Here is a 12,577-nt window from a genome sequence, read left to right as displayed (position 1 = left end):
AACGGAGCCGGAATCGTTTGCGATTCCTGTTATACGAAGTGTCATTGAAAATGACTCTTGGTATTCGTTTCGCGAATGTCTTATGCCTTTGATACATACAAGACATTCGCGAGTTTTTTTAACGGCCGGATGCGTCAGCATCTTCGGCCGTTAGTATTAGAGAGGCAGCGGTTTGGCCAAGGGCGGCACAGCGCAGAAGCAAAACGGGGCAATCACCCTCGTGCGGCACGGCGAACCGGCCCTGTCGCGGCGCGTCAAGCTGACGGCGGCCGGCTATCGCGACTGGTGGGGGCGGTATACGCTGGCCGGGCTGCTGGAAGGCCAAATTCCGCCGCCGCAACTGGTCAAATGGGCGCAAGAGGCGGGCTTTGTCTATTCCTCGACCCTGCAACGCTCCATCGAAACGGCGCGCGCGGTTTGCAAGGGCAAGCCCTTTGAATCGCTCGATCTGTTTATAGAAGCGCCTCTGCCGCCACCGAATTTTCCGACTTTTTTGACCTTTTCGCCCAAATACTGGGGCGGGATTTCGCGCTTCTGGTGGTGGGCCTTCAATCATCACGCGGGCGAGGAAACGCGCAAACAGGCCGAGGCCCGCGCCGCACAGGCCGCGCGCCTGCTGCACGACAAGGCGCAGACGGGCGAAGACGTGCTGCTTCTGGCGCACGGCTATTTCAACTGGATGATTTCGCTCGAATTGGGAAAATTAGGCTATAGCCAAACCTGCGAGCAGGGGTTTAAGTACTGGGGCTGCCGCCGCTATGAGCGACGCGCCTGAGTGGCCTTGCTGAACGCCGCCCTCCTCCGTACCCTGATTGCGTAACGAAAGGCCAATGATGACCGAACCCGCCGAAACTTTGTCTTTTGAGGACGCGCTGGCCCAGCTTGAGCGCATCGTGGCGGAACTTGAGTCCGGTCAGGCCCCGCTGGAAAAGTCGCTGGAACTCTATAAACGCGGCGCGGCCCTGAAGGCGCTATGCGAAGACCGTCTAGAGGCCGCCCGCCTTCAGGTCGAAAAGATCACCCTGTCCAAGACCGGTCAGGTCGAAGGCACGGCTCCGGCGGAGTTCAACTGAGGTGATGCCGGTTGCCGCCAATTCCGACCTGCCGCCTCTGCATGAACGGATGCAGGAGACCGCCGATCTGGTGACGATGGCGCTCGATGAGCTTTTGCCGCGTGCCGAAGGGTTTGAATCGCGCCTGACCGAGGCCATGCGCTATGCCGCGCTGGGGCCGGGCAAGCGGCTGCGGCCGTTTTTTGCACTGGAAACCGGGCGTCTGTTCGATGCGGATTCTCAGGCCGTGCTGCGGGCGGCGTGCGCGCTGGAATGTATCCACGCCTATTCGCTGGTGCATGACGACCTGCCGTGCATGGACGATGACGATATTCGCCGTGGGCAACTGACCGTGCACCGCGCCTATGATGAGGCGACGGCGGTGCTGGCCGGGGACGCGCTTCAGACGGTGGCGTTTGAGATTCTGGCCTCTGAAGATACCCACGAAGACCCGCGCGTGCGGGTGGAACTGATCTCGCGGCTGGCTCTGGCGTCGGGTGCGCAGGGCATGGCCGGCGGTCAGATGATCGACCTGATCGGCGTGTCCGATGATCTGGGCGGTGTGGCGCGGATGCAGCGCATGAAGACCGGCGCGTTGATTGTCCATGCCTTTGAAATTCCGATTATTATTGCCGATGCCCCGGAAAAGGAAGCCAATGCCCTGATCCATTTCGCGCAGGATCTGGGGCTGGCCTATCAGATTGCCGATGATCTTCTGGACGTCGAAGGCGATCCGGACCTGCTGGGCAAGGCGGCGGGAGGCAAGGACGCGGCCAAGGGCAAGACTAATTTCGTTACTCTATTGGGTTTAGATGAGGCCAAGGCGCGGGTGCGGCTCCTGTCCGAACAGTGCAAGGCGCGGTTGGATATTTTCGGGAGCGATGCCGACATCCTGCGCGACAGCGTGGATTTTGTGCTGAAACGGCAGAGCTAAACCTTAAAGAGGTGGGGGGATGATGAAATACTGGGGGATTTGTTTAGTCGCTATTGTGGTTATGGCGGCTTCGGCGGAAGCGGCGCCGCCGGTTCTCAGCGTTGAGCAATCGCATAGCGAATTTGAAAGTTTTTTGTCAGCGTTTATTGAAGACAGCGCAGATTTCACTTCGACAGGTTATGCCAAAACCTGTGCGGATGCCGGACGTGATCTGGTTAAAATTCAGGAAGCCGAGACGAAGCTGAAAGCGAATACTGATCAGCTTAAAGCCAAAGGTAGTGATGTCTCTGTTTTGAATGATGATCTTTCGGTTATGTCTCGTTTGCGTGAAAACTACATCACGGCGCAAAAACGCGCCTGCCGTCGGGCCGAAAACAAGGGGCGCGAGGCGCAGATTTTTGCTGATGGTCAACGCTTCCGGGACGATTATCAGGCCTCCATCAAAGCGTTAGAGGCGGCAATGGAGACAAAAGATCGGAAGAAGGTTTGTCGGGCGTCTCTTCAGTCATTGACGGCGCTAATGGGGCTTCAGCGGGTGTTGAAGGAGTCTTTATCTATTGATGCAGACCTGCTGACGCCAGAGGAACGCGCACTCATGGATAGCGACCAGAAATGGCTCGATAAACAAATCGCAGATACCAGTGACCTGATGGCGATGACTTGTTCTCCAGAAGCGTAAATCACGGCGGATATACAAGCCTTCCGCTGGACAAAACCTTGCCGCAGTTTTATGTCGGTTACGCTAGAGACGAAAACCATTGCCGGTTCTGATCCGGCCTGTGAGTGCACCGCTTATGCCCCAACCCGAAACGCCGGTCCTGGACACGCTGACGGTCCCGGAAGCGATCCGCCATCTGTCCGCCGCTGAGCTGAAGACGCTGGCCGACGAGGTGCGCGCCGAAACCATTGATGTGGTGTCGAAGACGGGCGGGCATCTGGGCTCGGCGCTGGGCGTGGTCGAACTGACCGTGGCTCTGCACCATGTATTTGAAACGCCTCGCGATATTCTGATCTGGGACGTCGGGCATCAGTGCTATCCGCACAAGATCCTGACCGGACGGCGTGAGGGTATCCGCACCCTGCGTCAGGGCGGCGGCCTCAGCGGCTTCACCAAGCGCTCGGAAAGCCCCTATGATCCGTTCGGCGCCGCCCACGCGGCGACCTCGATTTCGGCGGCGCTGGGCTTCTGCGCGGCGCGCGACCATAAGGGCGAGACGAACAAGGTCGTGGCGGTCATCGGTGACGGCTCGATGTCGGCCGGCATGGCCTATGAGGCGATGAACAATGCCGCCGAAACCACGAAGAATCTGACGGTTATCCTCAACGATAACGATATGTCCATTGCGCCGCCGGTGGGCGGCATGAGTGCCTATCTGGCCAATCTGGTCTCTGGCGGGGCCTATCAGGCGGTGCGCCGCTTCGGCAAGAGCGTGGCCGAGCGCCTGCCGCGCCCGCTGTTTGAGATGGTGCGCAAGGGCGAGGAATTTTCGCGCACCTACGTGACCGGCGGCACCTTCTTTGAGGAGCTGGGTTTCTATTACGTCGGTCCCATCGACGGGCACGATATGGACAACCTTTTGTCGGTCTTAAAGCGCGTGCGCGGCATCACCGACCGCCCGGTGCTGGTGCACGTGGTGACGCAAAAGGGCAAGGGCTATGCCCCCGCCGAGGCCGCTTCTGACAAGTATCACGGCGTGGCGAAGTTCGACGTCATCACGGGCGAGCAGGCCAAGCCCAAGGCCAATGCCCCCAGCTATACCGAAGTCTTTGCCGCTGAGCTGATCAAGCAGGCGCAGATCGACCCGAAGGTGGTGGCCATCACCGCCGCCATGCCGTCTGGCACGGGGCTTGACCGCTTTGCCGAGGTGTTTCCGACGCGCTGCTATGATGTGGGCATCGCCGAACAGCACGCCGTGACCTTTGCCGCCGGTCTGGCGGCGGACGGCATGAAGCCGTTTTGCGCGCTCTATTCGACCTTCCTGCAACGCGGTTACGATCAGGTGGCGCACGATGTGGCGCTTCAGGACCTGCCGGTGCGCTTTGCCATCGACCGCGCCGGTCTGGTCGGAGCCGATGGAGCGACCCACGCCGGGACATTCGATATCGGCTATCTGGGGACGCTGCCCGGTATGGTGATCATGGCCGCATCGGATGAGGCGGAGCTGTCGCGCATGATCGCCACGGCCACCGCCTATGATGACGGGCCATCGGCGTTCCGCTATCCACGCGGCGAAGGCGTGGGCGTCGAAATCCCGGCCGTGCCGGAAACGCTGGCTATCGGGCGCGGACGTATCGTGCGCGAAGGCTCAAAGGTCGCCATCCTGTCGCTGGGGGCGCGTTTGCAAGAGGCTTTGAAGGCCGCCGATCTGCTGGGTGCGCGCGGGCTTTCGACCACGGTGGCCGATGCGCGTTTCGCCAAGCCGCTGGATAAGGAGTTGATCCTTCAGTTGGCGCGCCACCACGAATGCCTGATCACGGTCGAAGAGGGCGCCATGGGCGGCTTTGGGGCCTTCGTGCTGCACTATCTGGCGGCTGAGGGTGCACTGGATAACGGTCTGAAAATCCGCACCCTCACCCTGCCAGACCGCTTCCAGGACCACGACAAGCCGGAAAAGATGTACGCCGATGCGGGCCTCGACGCGCAGGGCATTGCCGCCTCGGCCATGAAGGCGCTGGGGTTCAGCGAGGCCGATATCGCCAAGGCGGCGGTTTAGTAAAGGGCTGTGGTGGTAACTTCAAATTATCCACCCACAAACTTTCAGTTCATAAGGCGCAACCGTAAGCCGCTGGCCGTGGGCGACATCTTCGCACTGCAATTGCCAAACGGCAAATATCTGCATGGTTGTGTTATTATCTGCGATGCGAAGACTGGCCCAATGCCGGGTGCCAACCTGCTATATGTTTACAAAGATCAATCTGACAGTCTGGAACCGGACTATGAAGCTCTGCGTCCTCACAATCTTCTAGTCCCGCCTGTCTGGACCAATAGACTGGCATGGGAGCGGGGCTATTTTGTGCTAGCGGGGCGCATGGAAGTAACCTCATCACGACGTCTCAGGACGCATCTTTTTTGGAGTATTTTACGCAAAAAGTATGTGACTGAAACGGGTGTTAACAGTTCGTGGTTGCAAAGATTGTTGAATACAAAATTTCGCGGCAGTTGGGGCCTTAAGAGTTATCTCGGTATTGATGACGATATAAGTGAAGCCATTGGGATACCCAAGATTCCTGAGTGACAATAGACGACAAAAGGAAACGGCGCCCCGTTGGAGCGCCGTTTCTCATTCAAGGCCTTAGTTGCTGAGCACAATCGCTGCGATCAGGCCCGTGGCTACCGCCGCCAGCACGTAGCGGTCATCGACCTGACGCCACTCATAGCCGCGCGGCGGGGCGTAGAGGTGGCGGTGGCGGCGGTAATCTATGGCATAGCCGCGGTCCCAGTCGCGATAGGCAACGTAGCCGCCGCGACGCCATTCGGAGCGCTCGCGCCAGCCATAGTGGCGGCCACGATCATAGCTGCGGTACGAGTCGTAGCGCCCGCGCCGGTCGTCATAACGGTCATAACGATCATAGCGATCATATCGGTCGTACCGCTCATAGCGATCGTGGCGGTCATGACGCCCGTGGTCGCGCGGATGGGCAGCGGCAACGTCAGCCATCAGCAGGGAGCCAGCCATCATAGCCAGCAAGGACGTAGTCATTATGCGTTTCATAACGGTCTCTCCTGTGTAGCCCCATACCTATGATCACAGACTAATCCTGCTTGCCTGAACCGCGCATGAACGGATATATGGCGAAGGTATTCGGCCTCCACCCCTCTGAGATAAAGAAGTGATGGGGCATTGAGCGATGCCTGATAAGCATATCTACCCTCATCTCCTTTCTGTTTTTTGTGAATTGCTATCGATTGCACGCATTGGCCCCGGTTTACAGATGCAAAACCTTCGCTAACCTGAGGCTTTAAAGTAAAAGGGAGCACAGGGTGATCGAGCCGCAATCGCAAGACGCCATACGGCGATCCAAAGGCTTTCTGGGGCTGGTCGAAAAAGCCGGCAATCTGCTGCCTGACCCGGTGATGATCTTCGTCTGGCTGATCCTTGGGCTGATGGTGCTTTCGACCATCGGCGCGCATTTCGGCTGGTCGGCCTCCATCCCCTACAGCGGCGATGAAGCCCCGCACTGGGCGACGCTGGATAATGGCGTTGTGACCTATACGGCGACCAGCCTGTTTACCGCTGAAAACATAGGCCGTTTGCTGGTCGATATGCCCAAGACCCTGACCGGCTTTGCGCCGCTGGGCGTCGTGGTTGTGATCATGTACGGGGCGGCCGTGGCCGAACGCTCAGGCCTGTTTTCGGCGCTGATCCGCTCCTCGCTGCGCAATGCACCGCGCGCCATCCTGACCCCGTGCGTCATCATCACTGGCATGGTGTCGCACCATGCGTCGGATGCGGCCTATGTGGTGTTCATTCCTCTGGCCGGGCTGATCTATGCCTCGGTCGGTCGGCACCCGCTGGTGGGGATCGCCGCCGCCTTTGCCGCCGTGTCGGGCGGCTATGCAGGCAATATCACGCCGGGGCAGATCGACGTCCTGCTGTTTGGCTTCACGCAGGAAGCCGCCCGCATCATAGATCCGGCATGGACGATGAACCCGCTCGGCAACTGGTGGTTCATCCTCGCCATCGTCGGCCTGTTCACCCCGGTGGCCTGGTTTATCACCGACAAGGTGGTCGAGCCGCGCCTCGGTAAGTGGGGTGGTTCGCCGGATACCGAGTTGCAGGCCGAACTGGCCAAGTCTGAAATCACGCCCGCCGAGACAAAAGGCCTGAAACGCGCCGGGATCGTCGCGGTGCTGGTGGTGGCCGGGTTTGCGGCTCTGGCCCTGTGGCCCGGCTATACGCCACTGATCAACGAAGAGGCCAGCGGCCCGGCGCAGCTTCAGCCCTTCTACGCCGCCCTGATCGCGGGCTTTTTCCTGCTGTTTATCACCACCGCTATCGCCTTTGGCACCGCAGCCGGGACCATCACATCCGACAACGACGTGGTGAAGATGATGGGCGAGGGGATACGTTCGCTGGCGCCCTATCTGGTCTTCGCCTTCTTCGCGGCGCACTTCGTGGCCATGTTCAATTGGTCAAGGCTGGGGCCGATCACCGCCATCAACGGGGCCGAAATCCTCAAGGCGTGGAATTTACCGGCTCCATTCCTGCTGGTCAGCGTGTTGCTGTTCTCTTCGATACTCGACCTGTTTATCGGTTCAGCCTCGGCCAAGTGGTCGGCGCTCGCCCCCGTGGTGGTGCCGATGTTCATGCTGGTCGGCATCTCGCCGGAAATGACCACAGCGGCCTACCGCATGGGCGACAGCTATACCAATATCATGACGCCGCTGATGTCCTATTTCCCGTTGATTCTGGCCTTCACGCGGCGGTGGGACAAGAGCATGGGCGTAGGGTCTCTGCTGGCCCTGATGCTGCCCTATGCCCTGAGTTTCATGGTCGCGGGGATCGGCCTGACGGCGGCCTGGGTGGCGCTTGACCTGCCGCTGGGGCCGGGCGCACAGGTGCACTACACCCCGGCGGGCTAGGCTTGTGAAGGTTTGAAACCACAGATTTCACAGATTATTTTTATCAGAGGTCGCTTTCGGACCCGTGTCATTTCTCACGGACGCGCTTTGCGCGTCATCTCATCTGTGTAATCTGTGGTTCTTTCAAAAATGCGGTCCCGCAAATATTAAGGCGCGTCAGGGGTGTCCGTGGTCAGCTCACGCCACAGCGTCGCCATATCGCGCACGGCGGCCTGAGCGTGATCGACCACCCCGGCAAACAGCGGGAAGCCCAGAGGCAGCGTGTCATAACGGCGATAAAGGGTCTGGGTGCGGCCCTCCATCAGACGCCGCGCATAGCGTTCCGCCTGAGCCGCCAGCGGATCGAGCCCGCCGGAGACGATTACGGTCTTGGGCTGACCATTGATCACCTCTTCGCACAGGGGCGACAGGGCGACGTCGCTCAGGCCCGTGCCCGCGCCGGCATAGTGGCCGATCATGAGATCGAGATCGGCGGCGTTGATCGGCCAGCTCCGCGCGAAGCGGCTGGTTTTCAGGTCCGGGTCCGACAGGTCGAGCAGGGGCGTGACCAAAAGCTGCGCCACGGGCAGGGGCTTGAAATCACGGCGCAGATCGAGGCACAGACGCGCCGCCATATTGCCGCCCATGCCGATGCCGCCGATGGCTGCCTGACCCGAGTTCGCGCCTAACCGGCCCAGATTGGCCAGCGCCCACTCCCACGCCAGACGCGCGTCGTCATACCCCGCCGGAAAGCGATTTTCGGGGGCCAACCGGTAGGCGGGCAAAAACACCGGACAATGCGCCTCATGTGCCAGAAGGCTGGCAAAGGCGAGGCTGAGTTCCGGCCCACCCAGTACGCCACCACCATCGTGGAACAGCACCAGTAAGGGGGAATTGTGGTCGATACGTTGCGGCCGCACGAGTTGGCCGTTGATCAGCCCGCCATCCCCGGCGGCTTCGACCTTCACCCGGACCTCAGACCCCACGCTCATCAGGGCGGCGGCCTCCTGCCAGTCTTCGCGCGCCCCTTCGACCGAGGTGCCGACAAGGCTCAGCGGCGTGCGCTGATCCTGGCGCGCGAAAAAGGTCTTCCACAGGAAGGTGATCTGCGTATCGAGCGTGCGCCCATCCACGTGCACAATGCCGCCGCCGGACAGGAATTTCAGCACGGCAAACGGCAGGCGCAACACCTGACGCAGAAGCAGGCGTCTCAGGACGGACTGACGGGGTGGCGATAAACGCATGGGTGACCTGATTAGAGCGCTTTCCAAAAAGTGTGACGCACTTTTTGGATAAAAAGCGCGTTAAGCCATAAATTTAGAGCGTATTTCGATTCAGCACGAACCAAATACGCTCTAAACAGTGGGTTGCTACAGTGTTAGGTCGGATCAGCCGGAACAGCAAGACGGAGCAATGAGGGGCGATGCGTCGGGGGGATTTTTACAATACCAAGCCGCGGCTTTACCGGCGGCGGAACCGGGTCACGACGCTGTGGGGCAACGGTGTGGTGTCCTTGCTAGGAGGCCTGAACCTCATTCGGTGTCCTTGTTTTGCGGCTGGGGCCTCTCTCTCAGTGGCGGGCTGTGGTGGGAGGCCGTGCAGAGGTGGCGGCAAAGCGGGCAATGGGAGGCAGGCCTTGTTATTGGCGGTATCGTCACCCTGCCGCTTCTTCTCCTGTGTCTGCGCTACCTGATCAGGGTCTGGGGACTGTGGTGGCTGTCTGTGTTCACGCGGTTGGGGCGTCGCCTGATGGTGTTCAACAGTCGCCGTATCTGGATCAGGGGCTTTACGCCGCGCTTTGGAAAGCCGTGGTCAGAGGTTGAGGTGCGCTTTCTGCGAAAACGCTATGCGCTGACCGGGCCGTTGTGGATCGGGCACGGTTTGAAAACCAAGTTTTACATAAACGGGTGCTGGAAGGCGTTTCGCGAATGGGATGTCGGCTTACTGACCGGGCGTGATCTTCAGACCCTTCTTCTCTATGAACTCTGGCGCTATCAGGATCGCACGGGGGACAAGCGCTGGCGGCTGAGCCGCAAGGCCTATTCAGATAACCGCCCGGACGTGCCCTATCCCGAAGGTTACGACTGAACGCGCCGGGTCGTCTCATCTGGCACAATAATACCCTTGTCGCGCAAGCAACTTCTGCTCAGTCACAGTAAGTATTAATAATGAATTTTGAGATCACAATTCGGTAACGATGATTTATTGCCGCGGGGGGCGGTCTATATGGGATTTTTATTTGACCGCTCTCAAAAGCTGCGTCTTACTCTCTGTCGCAATTCGTGATCTGGCTGCTGACTGCTCGGAGACGGGAATTCCTGTTTTCCTGAACTCAAACTGCGCTACCGAGACCGACGATTGTAGGGGAGATTTGCTCCCGAACACCTCGATACTGCTTTTGACTAAGGAGAGCACATGGCCGAAGGTACGGTTAAGTGGTTCAACGCCACCAAGGGTTTTGGTTTTATTCAACCGGCCGAAGGCGGCAACGACGTCTTTGTCCACATCACCGCTGTTCAGCGCGCGGGCCTGCAAGGGCTGGCGGACGGTCAGAAGCTCTCCTATGAGCTTCAGACCGAGCGCGGCAAGACCGCTGCGGTTAATCTGCAACTGCTGTAAGCCATCGGTTTTAGCGTTTGAAACAAAGCCGTCCCGTTCGCGGGGCGGCTTTTTTCACGCCTTTGGCGTCGCCGCGATCAGGGCCTTGATCGCCTTGGCATCCATGCCCTCAATGCGGCAATCGCGCAGGCTTTTTGATCCCTTGCGCTTTGCAAGCCGCCGCCCCTGATCGTCGAGCAGCAGGGAATGGTGGCGATAGACCGGCGTCGGCAGGCCCAGAAGCCGTTGCAGCAAGACCTGCGTATGGGTGGCGGCAAACAGGTCGTGGCCACGGTGGATGTGCGTAATGCCCTGCCGCGCATCGTCTATAACCACCGCCAGATGGTAGGCCACGCCGATATCCTTGCGCCCCAGCACCACATCGCCATTGACCTCAGGCCGCGCCGTCTGCGGGCCGGTTTCGCCGTCCGGACCGTGGCCGGTCTCGACAAAGCCCAGCCGGTCCCATTCGGCGCCCAGCGCGTCACGCGCCGCCGCCAGCGACAGGCGCCACGAAGGTTCGCGATCGGCCGGCCCATTCTCCGCTACAGCATCGCCTTCCTGCGGTGCCCCCTGCGCTGCCTGAGCCAGCTCCTTGCGCGTCTTGTAACAGGCATAGACCAGCCCGCGCGCCCGCAAAGTCTCCAGCGCCGCCTCATAGTCGGCCAGATGATCGGATTGCCGCAGCACTGGCTCAGGCCAGTCCATACCCAACGCACGCAAATCCTCATAAATCGCCGCCTCGTATGCCTGGCGGCAGCGCGTGCGGTCTATATCTTCGATACGCAACAGGAACTCCCCGCCCGCCTGACGCGCCGCCTCGAGCGCCGTCAGGGCCGCATAGGCGTGGCCCAGATGCAGGTAACCGGTCGGCGAGGGGGCAAAACGGATGCGGTAGGTCATAAGCCCTTCCTATAAACGCTGTCATGCAAACTTCACTGTTTTCTTTTTACGGAATCGGGTTCTTACTAAGCTTGTGGATAAGCTGCTTAGCTAGAAGGAGCTCGGTCTTCCGGTACGATTATCCCGTTGCATCCCCGATCGCATGGAGGCGTCCATGCAGGTCCTGAAACGTCCGCCCTCTGACTGGCGGGCCCTGGTCCTGAACGCCGATTTCAGGCCGCTCTCCTATTATCCGCTTTCGACCCGGCCGTGGCAGGATGTCGTCAAGGCGGTGTTCGAAGGTCGCGTCGATGTGGTTTCGACCTACGATGTCGAAATCCGCTCGCCCTCGATTACCATGCGACTACCCAGCGTCATCAGCCTCAAGACCTATATCGACCAGAACCGGCCGCCGGCCTTCACGCGCTATAACGTCTTCCTGCGTGATCAGTTCAGTTGCCAGTATTGCGGCTGTCGCCACGACCTGACCTTTGACCATGTGCTGCCCGTCTCGCAGGGCGGCAAGTCCACTTGGACCAATATCATCACTGCCTGCGCCCCGTGCAACTTGCGTAAAGGGGGAAAAACACCCCAACAGGCACAGATGGCACTGGCCAAAAGTCCACACCGCCCGACAATGTATCAGCTTCAGGAGCTGGGACGGCGTTTTCCGCCTCACTATCTTCACGAAAGTTGGGTAGATTACCTGTATTGGGATACGCTGCTCGAACCCTGACGGGGGCTGAGGGGCGTATATGGGTATTCTTCGGGCTGATTAAGACATGTCGCAGCGCGTGCGCTTTGAGTTGGATCGCCGGAATTTCGGCGTGATACGTTTTCCCCGTGATAAGGGGCAGACCTTGGTGCCCCTGAAACCCATTGAGGCGGCTTTGGCCCGAACGCTGGACGTGCAGGTTGAGGCGCGACGCGAGCGCCTGTTCGGCCCCAAGATACCGCGCTTTGCCTATATGGGTGAGGTGCTGGCTCTGCGGGTGCTCGACTCGGGCGATGCGGTGCTCGACCTGTCGCACGCTGATGATGAGGCGCGCGAAACGATCATCGAACATATGCGCCTGTCCGAGGATTTTGAGAGCTTTTGAGAGCAGGTGTCACGGTCGCCTGGCAATGACGGCGAGCCGATAGGCAAGCACGCGAATTCCTGCTAAGCAGGGCGCATGTGGAAGCGACTGAGCCGTATTGCCGGATTGCTGGCCTTCGTCCTAGCGACGATGGCGGGACCGGTCATGGCGCAGGCCCGGATGGCCACCGCCGAGCCTATGCCCTGTCATGAGATAGCGATGGGCGAACAGGCCGCACCTCATAAGTCGCCTGTAGAAAAGACGCATTCCGATTGCGGCATCGCCTGTCAGTGTCCGGTCAGCCATTGCGCTGCCGGTCTTCTCATCCTGCCGCAGATGGCGTCACTCATGGGCTATGAAGGTCGCATGCACACAGGCTTTGGTACGGATCAACGATTGAATTTCGCCCTCAGCGACGACCTGATGCGACCGCCGCGCGCCTGAAAACCGGACTCGTATGGCGCCCAGA

Annotated in this window: 15 protein-coding genes; 12 read left to right on the top strand and 3 right to left on the bottom strand. The window is 59.8% G+C overall.

The genetic code is table 11. The features are described from left to right. Window positions 1–172 precede the first annotated feature (172 nt). From Q0072_RS15165 to Q0072_RS15140, 6 genes are all read left to right on the top strand, one after another. Window positions 173–775 carry a histidine phosphatase family protein gene (locus tag Q0072_RS15165; RefSeq protein WP_298331703.1) on the top strand — a complete coding sequence of 201 codons (603 nt, stop codon included), beginning with the start codon at window positions 173–175 and terminating at the stop codon, window positions 773–775. 58 nt (window positions 776–833) lie between these two features. Then, window positions 834–1,073: an exodeoxyribonuclease VII small subunit gene (locus Q0072_RS15160; RefSeq protein WP_298331878.1), complete on the top strand. Its 240-nt coding sequence runs from the start codon at window positions 834–836 to the stop codon at window positions 1,071–1,073. Between the two features lie 4 nt (window positions 1,074–1,077). After that, entirely contained in the window at window positions 1,078–1,986 is a 909-nt protein-coding gene (locus tag Q0072_RS15155) for a polyprenyl synthetase family protein (protein ID WP_298331700.1), read from the top strand. Between the two features lie 19 nt (window positions 1,987–2,005). After that, a complete protein-coding gene (locus Q0072_RS15150) occupies window positions 2,006–2,665 on the top strand; it encodes a hypothetical protein (protein WP_298331697.1) in 660 nt (219 codons plus the stop codon). A gap of 115 nt (window positions 2,666–2,780) precedes the next feature. Then, on the top strand, window positions 2,781–4,700 hold the full coding sequence (dxs, locus tag Q0072_RS15145; RefSeq protein WP_298331696.1) for a 1-deoxy-D-xylulose-5-phosphate synthase: 1,920 nt from the start codon (window positions 2,781–2,783) through the stop codon (window positions 4,698–4,700). Window positions 4,701–4,778: 78 nt separating this feature from the next. Then, complete coding sequence (locus Q0072_RS15140) at window positions 4,779–5,222, top strand: Imm26 family immunity protein (protein ID WP_298331694.1); 444 nt, start codon at window positions 4,779–4,781, stop codon at window positions 5,220–5,222. Between the two features lie 57 nt (window positions 5,223–5,279). Here Q0072_RS15140 and Q0072_RS15135 read toward each other — a convergent pair whose 3' ends face one another. Beyond that, window positions 5,280–5,687 (bottom strand): RcnB family protein, encoded by a 408-nt coding sequence (locus Q0072_RS15135; RefSeq protein ID WP_298331692.1) that lies wholly within the window; start codon window positions 5,685–5,687, stop codon window positions 5,280–5,282. A gap of 281 nt (window positions 5,688–5,968) precedes the next feature. On the opposite strand from Q0072_RS15135, the gene Q0072_RS15130 reads away from it, so the two are divergent. Further along, entirely contained in the window at window positions 5,969–7,570 is a 1,602-nt protein-coding gene (locus Q0072_RS15130) for an AbgT family transporter (protein ID WP_298331689.1), read from the top strand. 146 nt (window positions 7,571–7,716) lie between these two features. Here Q0072_RS15130 and Q0072_RS15125 read toward each other — a convergent pair whose 3' ends face one another. After that, window positions 7,717–8,793, bottom strand: coding sequence for an alpha/beta hydrolase fold domain-containing protein (locus Q0072_RS15125; RefSeq protein ID WP_298331687.1), 1,077 nt, complete (start codon window positions 8,791–8,793; stop codon window positions 7,717–7,719). Between the two features lie 295 nt (window positions 8,794–9,088). On the opposite strand from Q0072_RS15125, the gene Q0072_RS15120 reads away from it, so the two are divergent. Both Q0072_RS15120 and Q0072_RS15115 read left to right on the top strand, forming a co-directional pair. Then, complete coding sequence (locus tag Q0072_RS15120) at window positions 9,089–9,637, top strand: hypothetical protein (RefSeq protein ID WP_298331683.1); 549 nt, start codon at window positions 9,089–9,091, stop codon at window positions 9,635–9,637. 327 nt (window positions 9,638–9,964) lie between these two features. Next, window positions 9,965–10,168 (top strand): cold-shock protein, encoded by a 204-nt coding sequence (locus tag Q0072_RS15115; protein WP_013478897.1) that lies wholly within the window; start codon window positions 9,965–9,967, stop codon window positions 10,166–10,168. A 54-nt stretch (window positions 10,169–10,222) separates the two neighbouring features. On the opposite strand, the gene gluQRS is transcribed toward Q0072_RS15115, so the two are convergent. Further along, window positions 10,223–11,050, bottom strand: a complete 828-nt coding sequence (gene gluQRS, locus Q0072_RS15110; protein ID WP_298331676.1) for a tRNA glutamyl-Q(34) synthetase GluQRS — start codon at window positions 11,048–11,050, stop codon at window positions 10,223–10,225. 154 nt (window positions 11,051–11,204) lie between these two features. Between gluQRS and Q0072_RS15105 the strand changes: the two genes are divergently transcribed. The 3 genes from Q0072_RS15105 (at window position 11,205) to Q0072_RS15095 (ending at window position 12,552) form a co-directional block, all read left to right on the top strand. Continuing rightward, window positions 11,205–11,765, top strand: a complete 561-nt coding sequence (locus Q0072_RS15105) for an HNH endonuclease (protein WP_298331673.1) — start codon at window positions 11,205–11,207, stop codon at window positions 11,763–11,765. A 46-nt stretch (window positions 11,766–11,811) separates the two neighbouring features. Beyond that, the gene (locus Q0072_RS15100) at window positions 11,812–12,129 is read left to right on the top strand and encodes a hypothetical protein (RefSeq protein WP_298331671.1); all 318 of its coding nucleotides are present in this window, start codon (window positions 11,812–11,814) and stop codon (window positions 12,127–12,129) included. Between the two features lie 75 nt (window positions 12,130–12,204). Continuing rightward, window positions 12,205–12,552 carry a hypothetical protein gene (locus tag Q0072_RS15095; RefSeq protein ID WP_298331669.1) on the top strand — a complete coding sequence of 116 codons (348 nt, stop codon included), beginning with the start codon at window positions 12,205–12,207 and terminating at the stop codon, window positions 12,550–12,552. Window positions 12,553–12,577 lie beyond the last annotated feature (25 nt).

It is taken from the genome of Asticcacaulis sp. (assembly GCF_027484505.1).
GTDB lineage: Bacteria > Pseudomonadota > Alphaproteobacteria > Caulobacterales > Caulobacteraceae > Asticcacaulis.
This window is presented reverse-complemented; position numbering and strand designations above follow the sequence as displayed.

Excerpts from the sequence above, each read along its gene's own strand:
- Q0072_RS15150 (WP_298331697.1), top strand. The coding sequence starts at position 2,006 with ATGATGAAATACTGGGGGATTTGTTTAGTCGCTATTGTGGTTATGGCG.
- Q0072_RS15095 (WP_298331669.1), top strand. The coding sequence starts at position 12,205 with ATGTGGAAGCGACTGAGCCGTATTGCCGGATTGCTGGCCTTCGTCCTA.
- dxs (WP_298331696.1), top strand. The coding sequence starts at position 2,781 with ATGCCCCAACCCGAAACGCCGGTCCTGGACACGCTGACGGTCCCGGAA.
- Q0072_RS15105 (WP_298331673.1), top strand. The coding sequence starts at position 11,205 with ATGCAGGTCCTGAAACGTCCGCCCTCTGACTGGCGGGCCCTGGTCCTG.
- Q0072_RS15155 (WP_298331700.1), top strand. The coding sequence starts at position 1,078 with ATGCCGGTTGCCGCCAATTCCGACCTGCCGCCTCTGCATGAACGGATG.
- Q0072_RS15115 (WP_013478897.1), top strand. The coding sequence starts at position 9,965 with ATGGCCGAAGGTACGGTTAAGTGGTTCAACGCCACCAAGGGTTTTGGT.
- Q0072_RS15160 (WP_298331878.1), top strand. The coding sequence starts at position 834 with ATGACCGAACCCGCCGAAACTTTGTCTTTTGAGGACGCGCTGGCCCAG.
- Q0072_RS15135 (WP_298331692.1), bottom strand. The coding sequence starts at position 5,687 with ATGACTACGTCCTTGCTGGCTATGATGGCTGGCTCCCTGCTGATGGCT.
- gluQRS (WP_298331676.1), bottom strand. The coding sequence starts at position 11,050 with ATGACCTACCGCATCCGTTTTGCCCCCTCGCCGACCGGTTACCTGCAT.
- Q0072_RS15100 (WP_298331671.1), top strand. The coding sequence starts at position 11,812 with ATGTCGCAGCGCGTGCGCTTTGAGTTGGATCGCCGGAATTTCGGCGTG.
- Q0072_RS15125 (WP_298331687.1), bottom strand. The coding sequence starts at position 8,793 with ATGCGTTTATCGCCACCCCGTCAGTCCGTCCTGAGACGCCTGCTTCTG.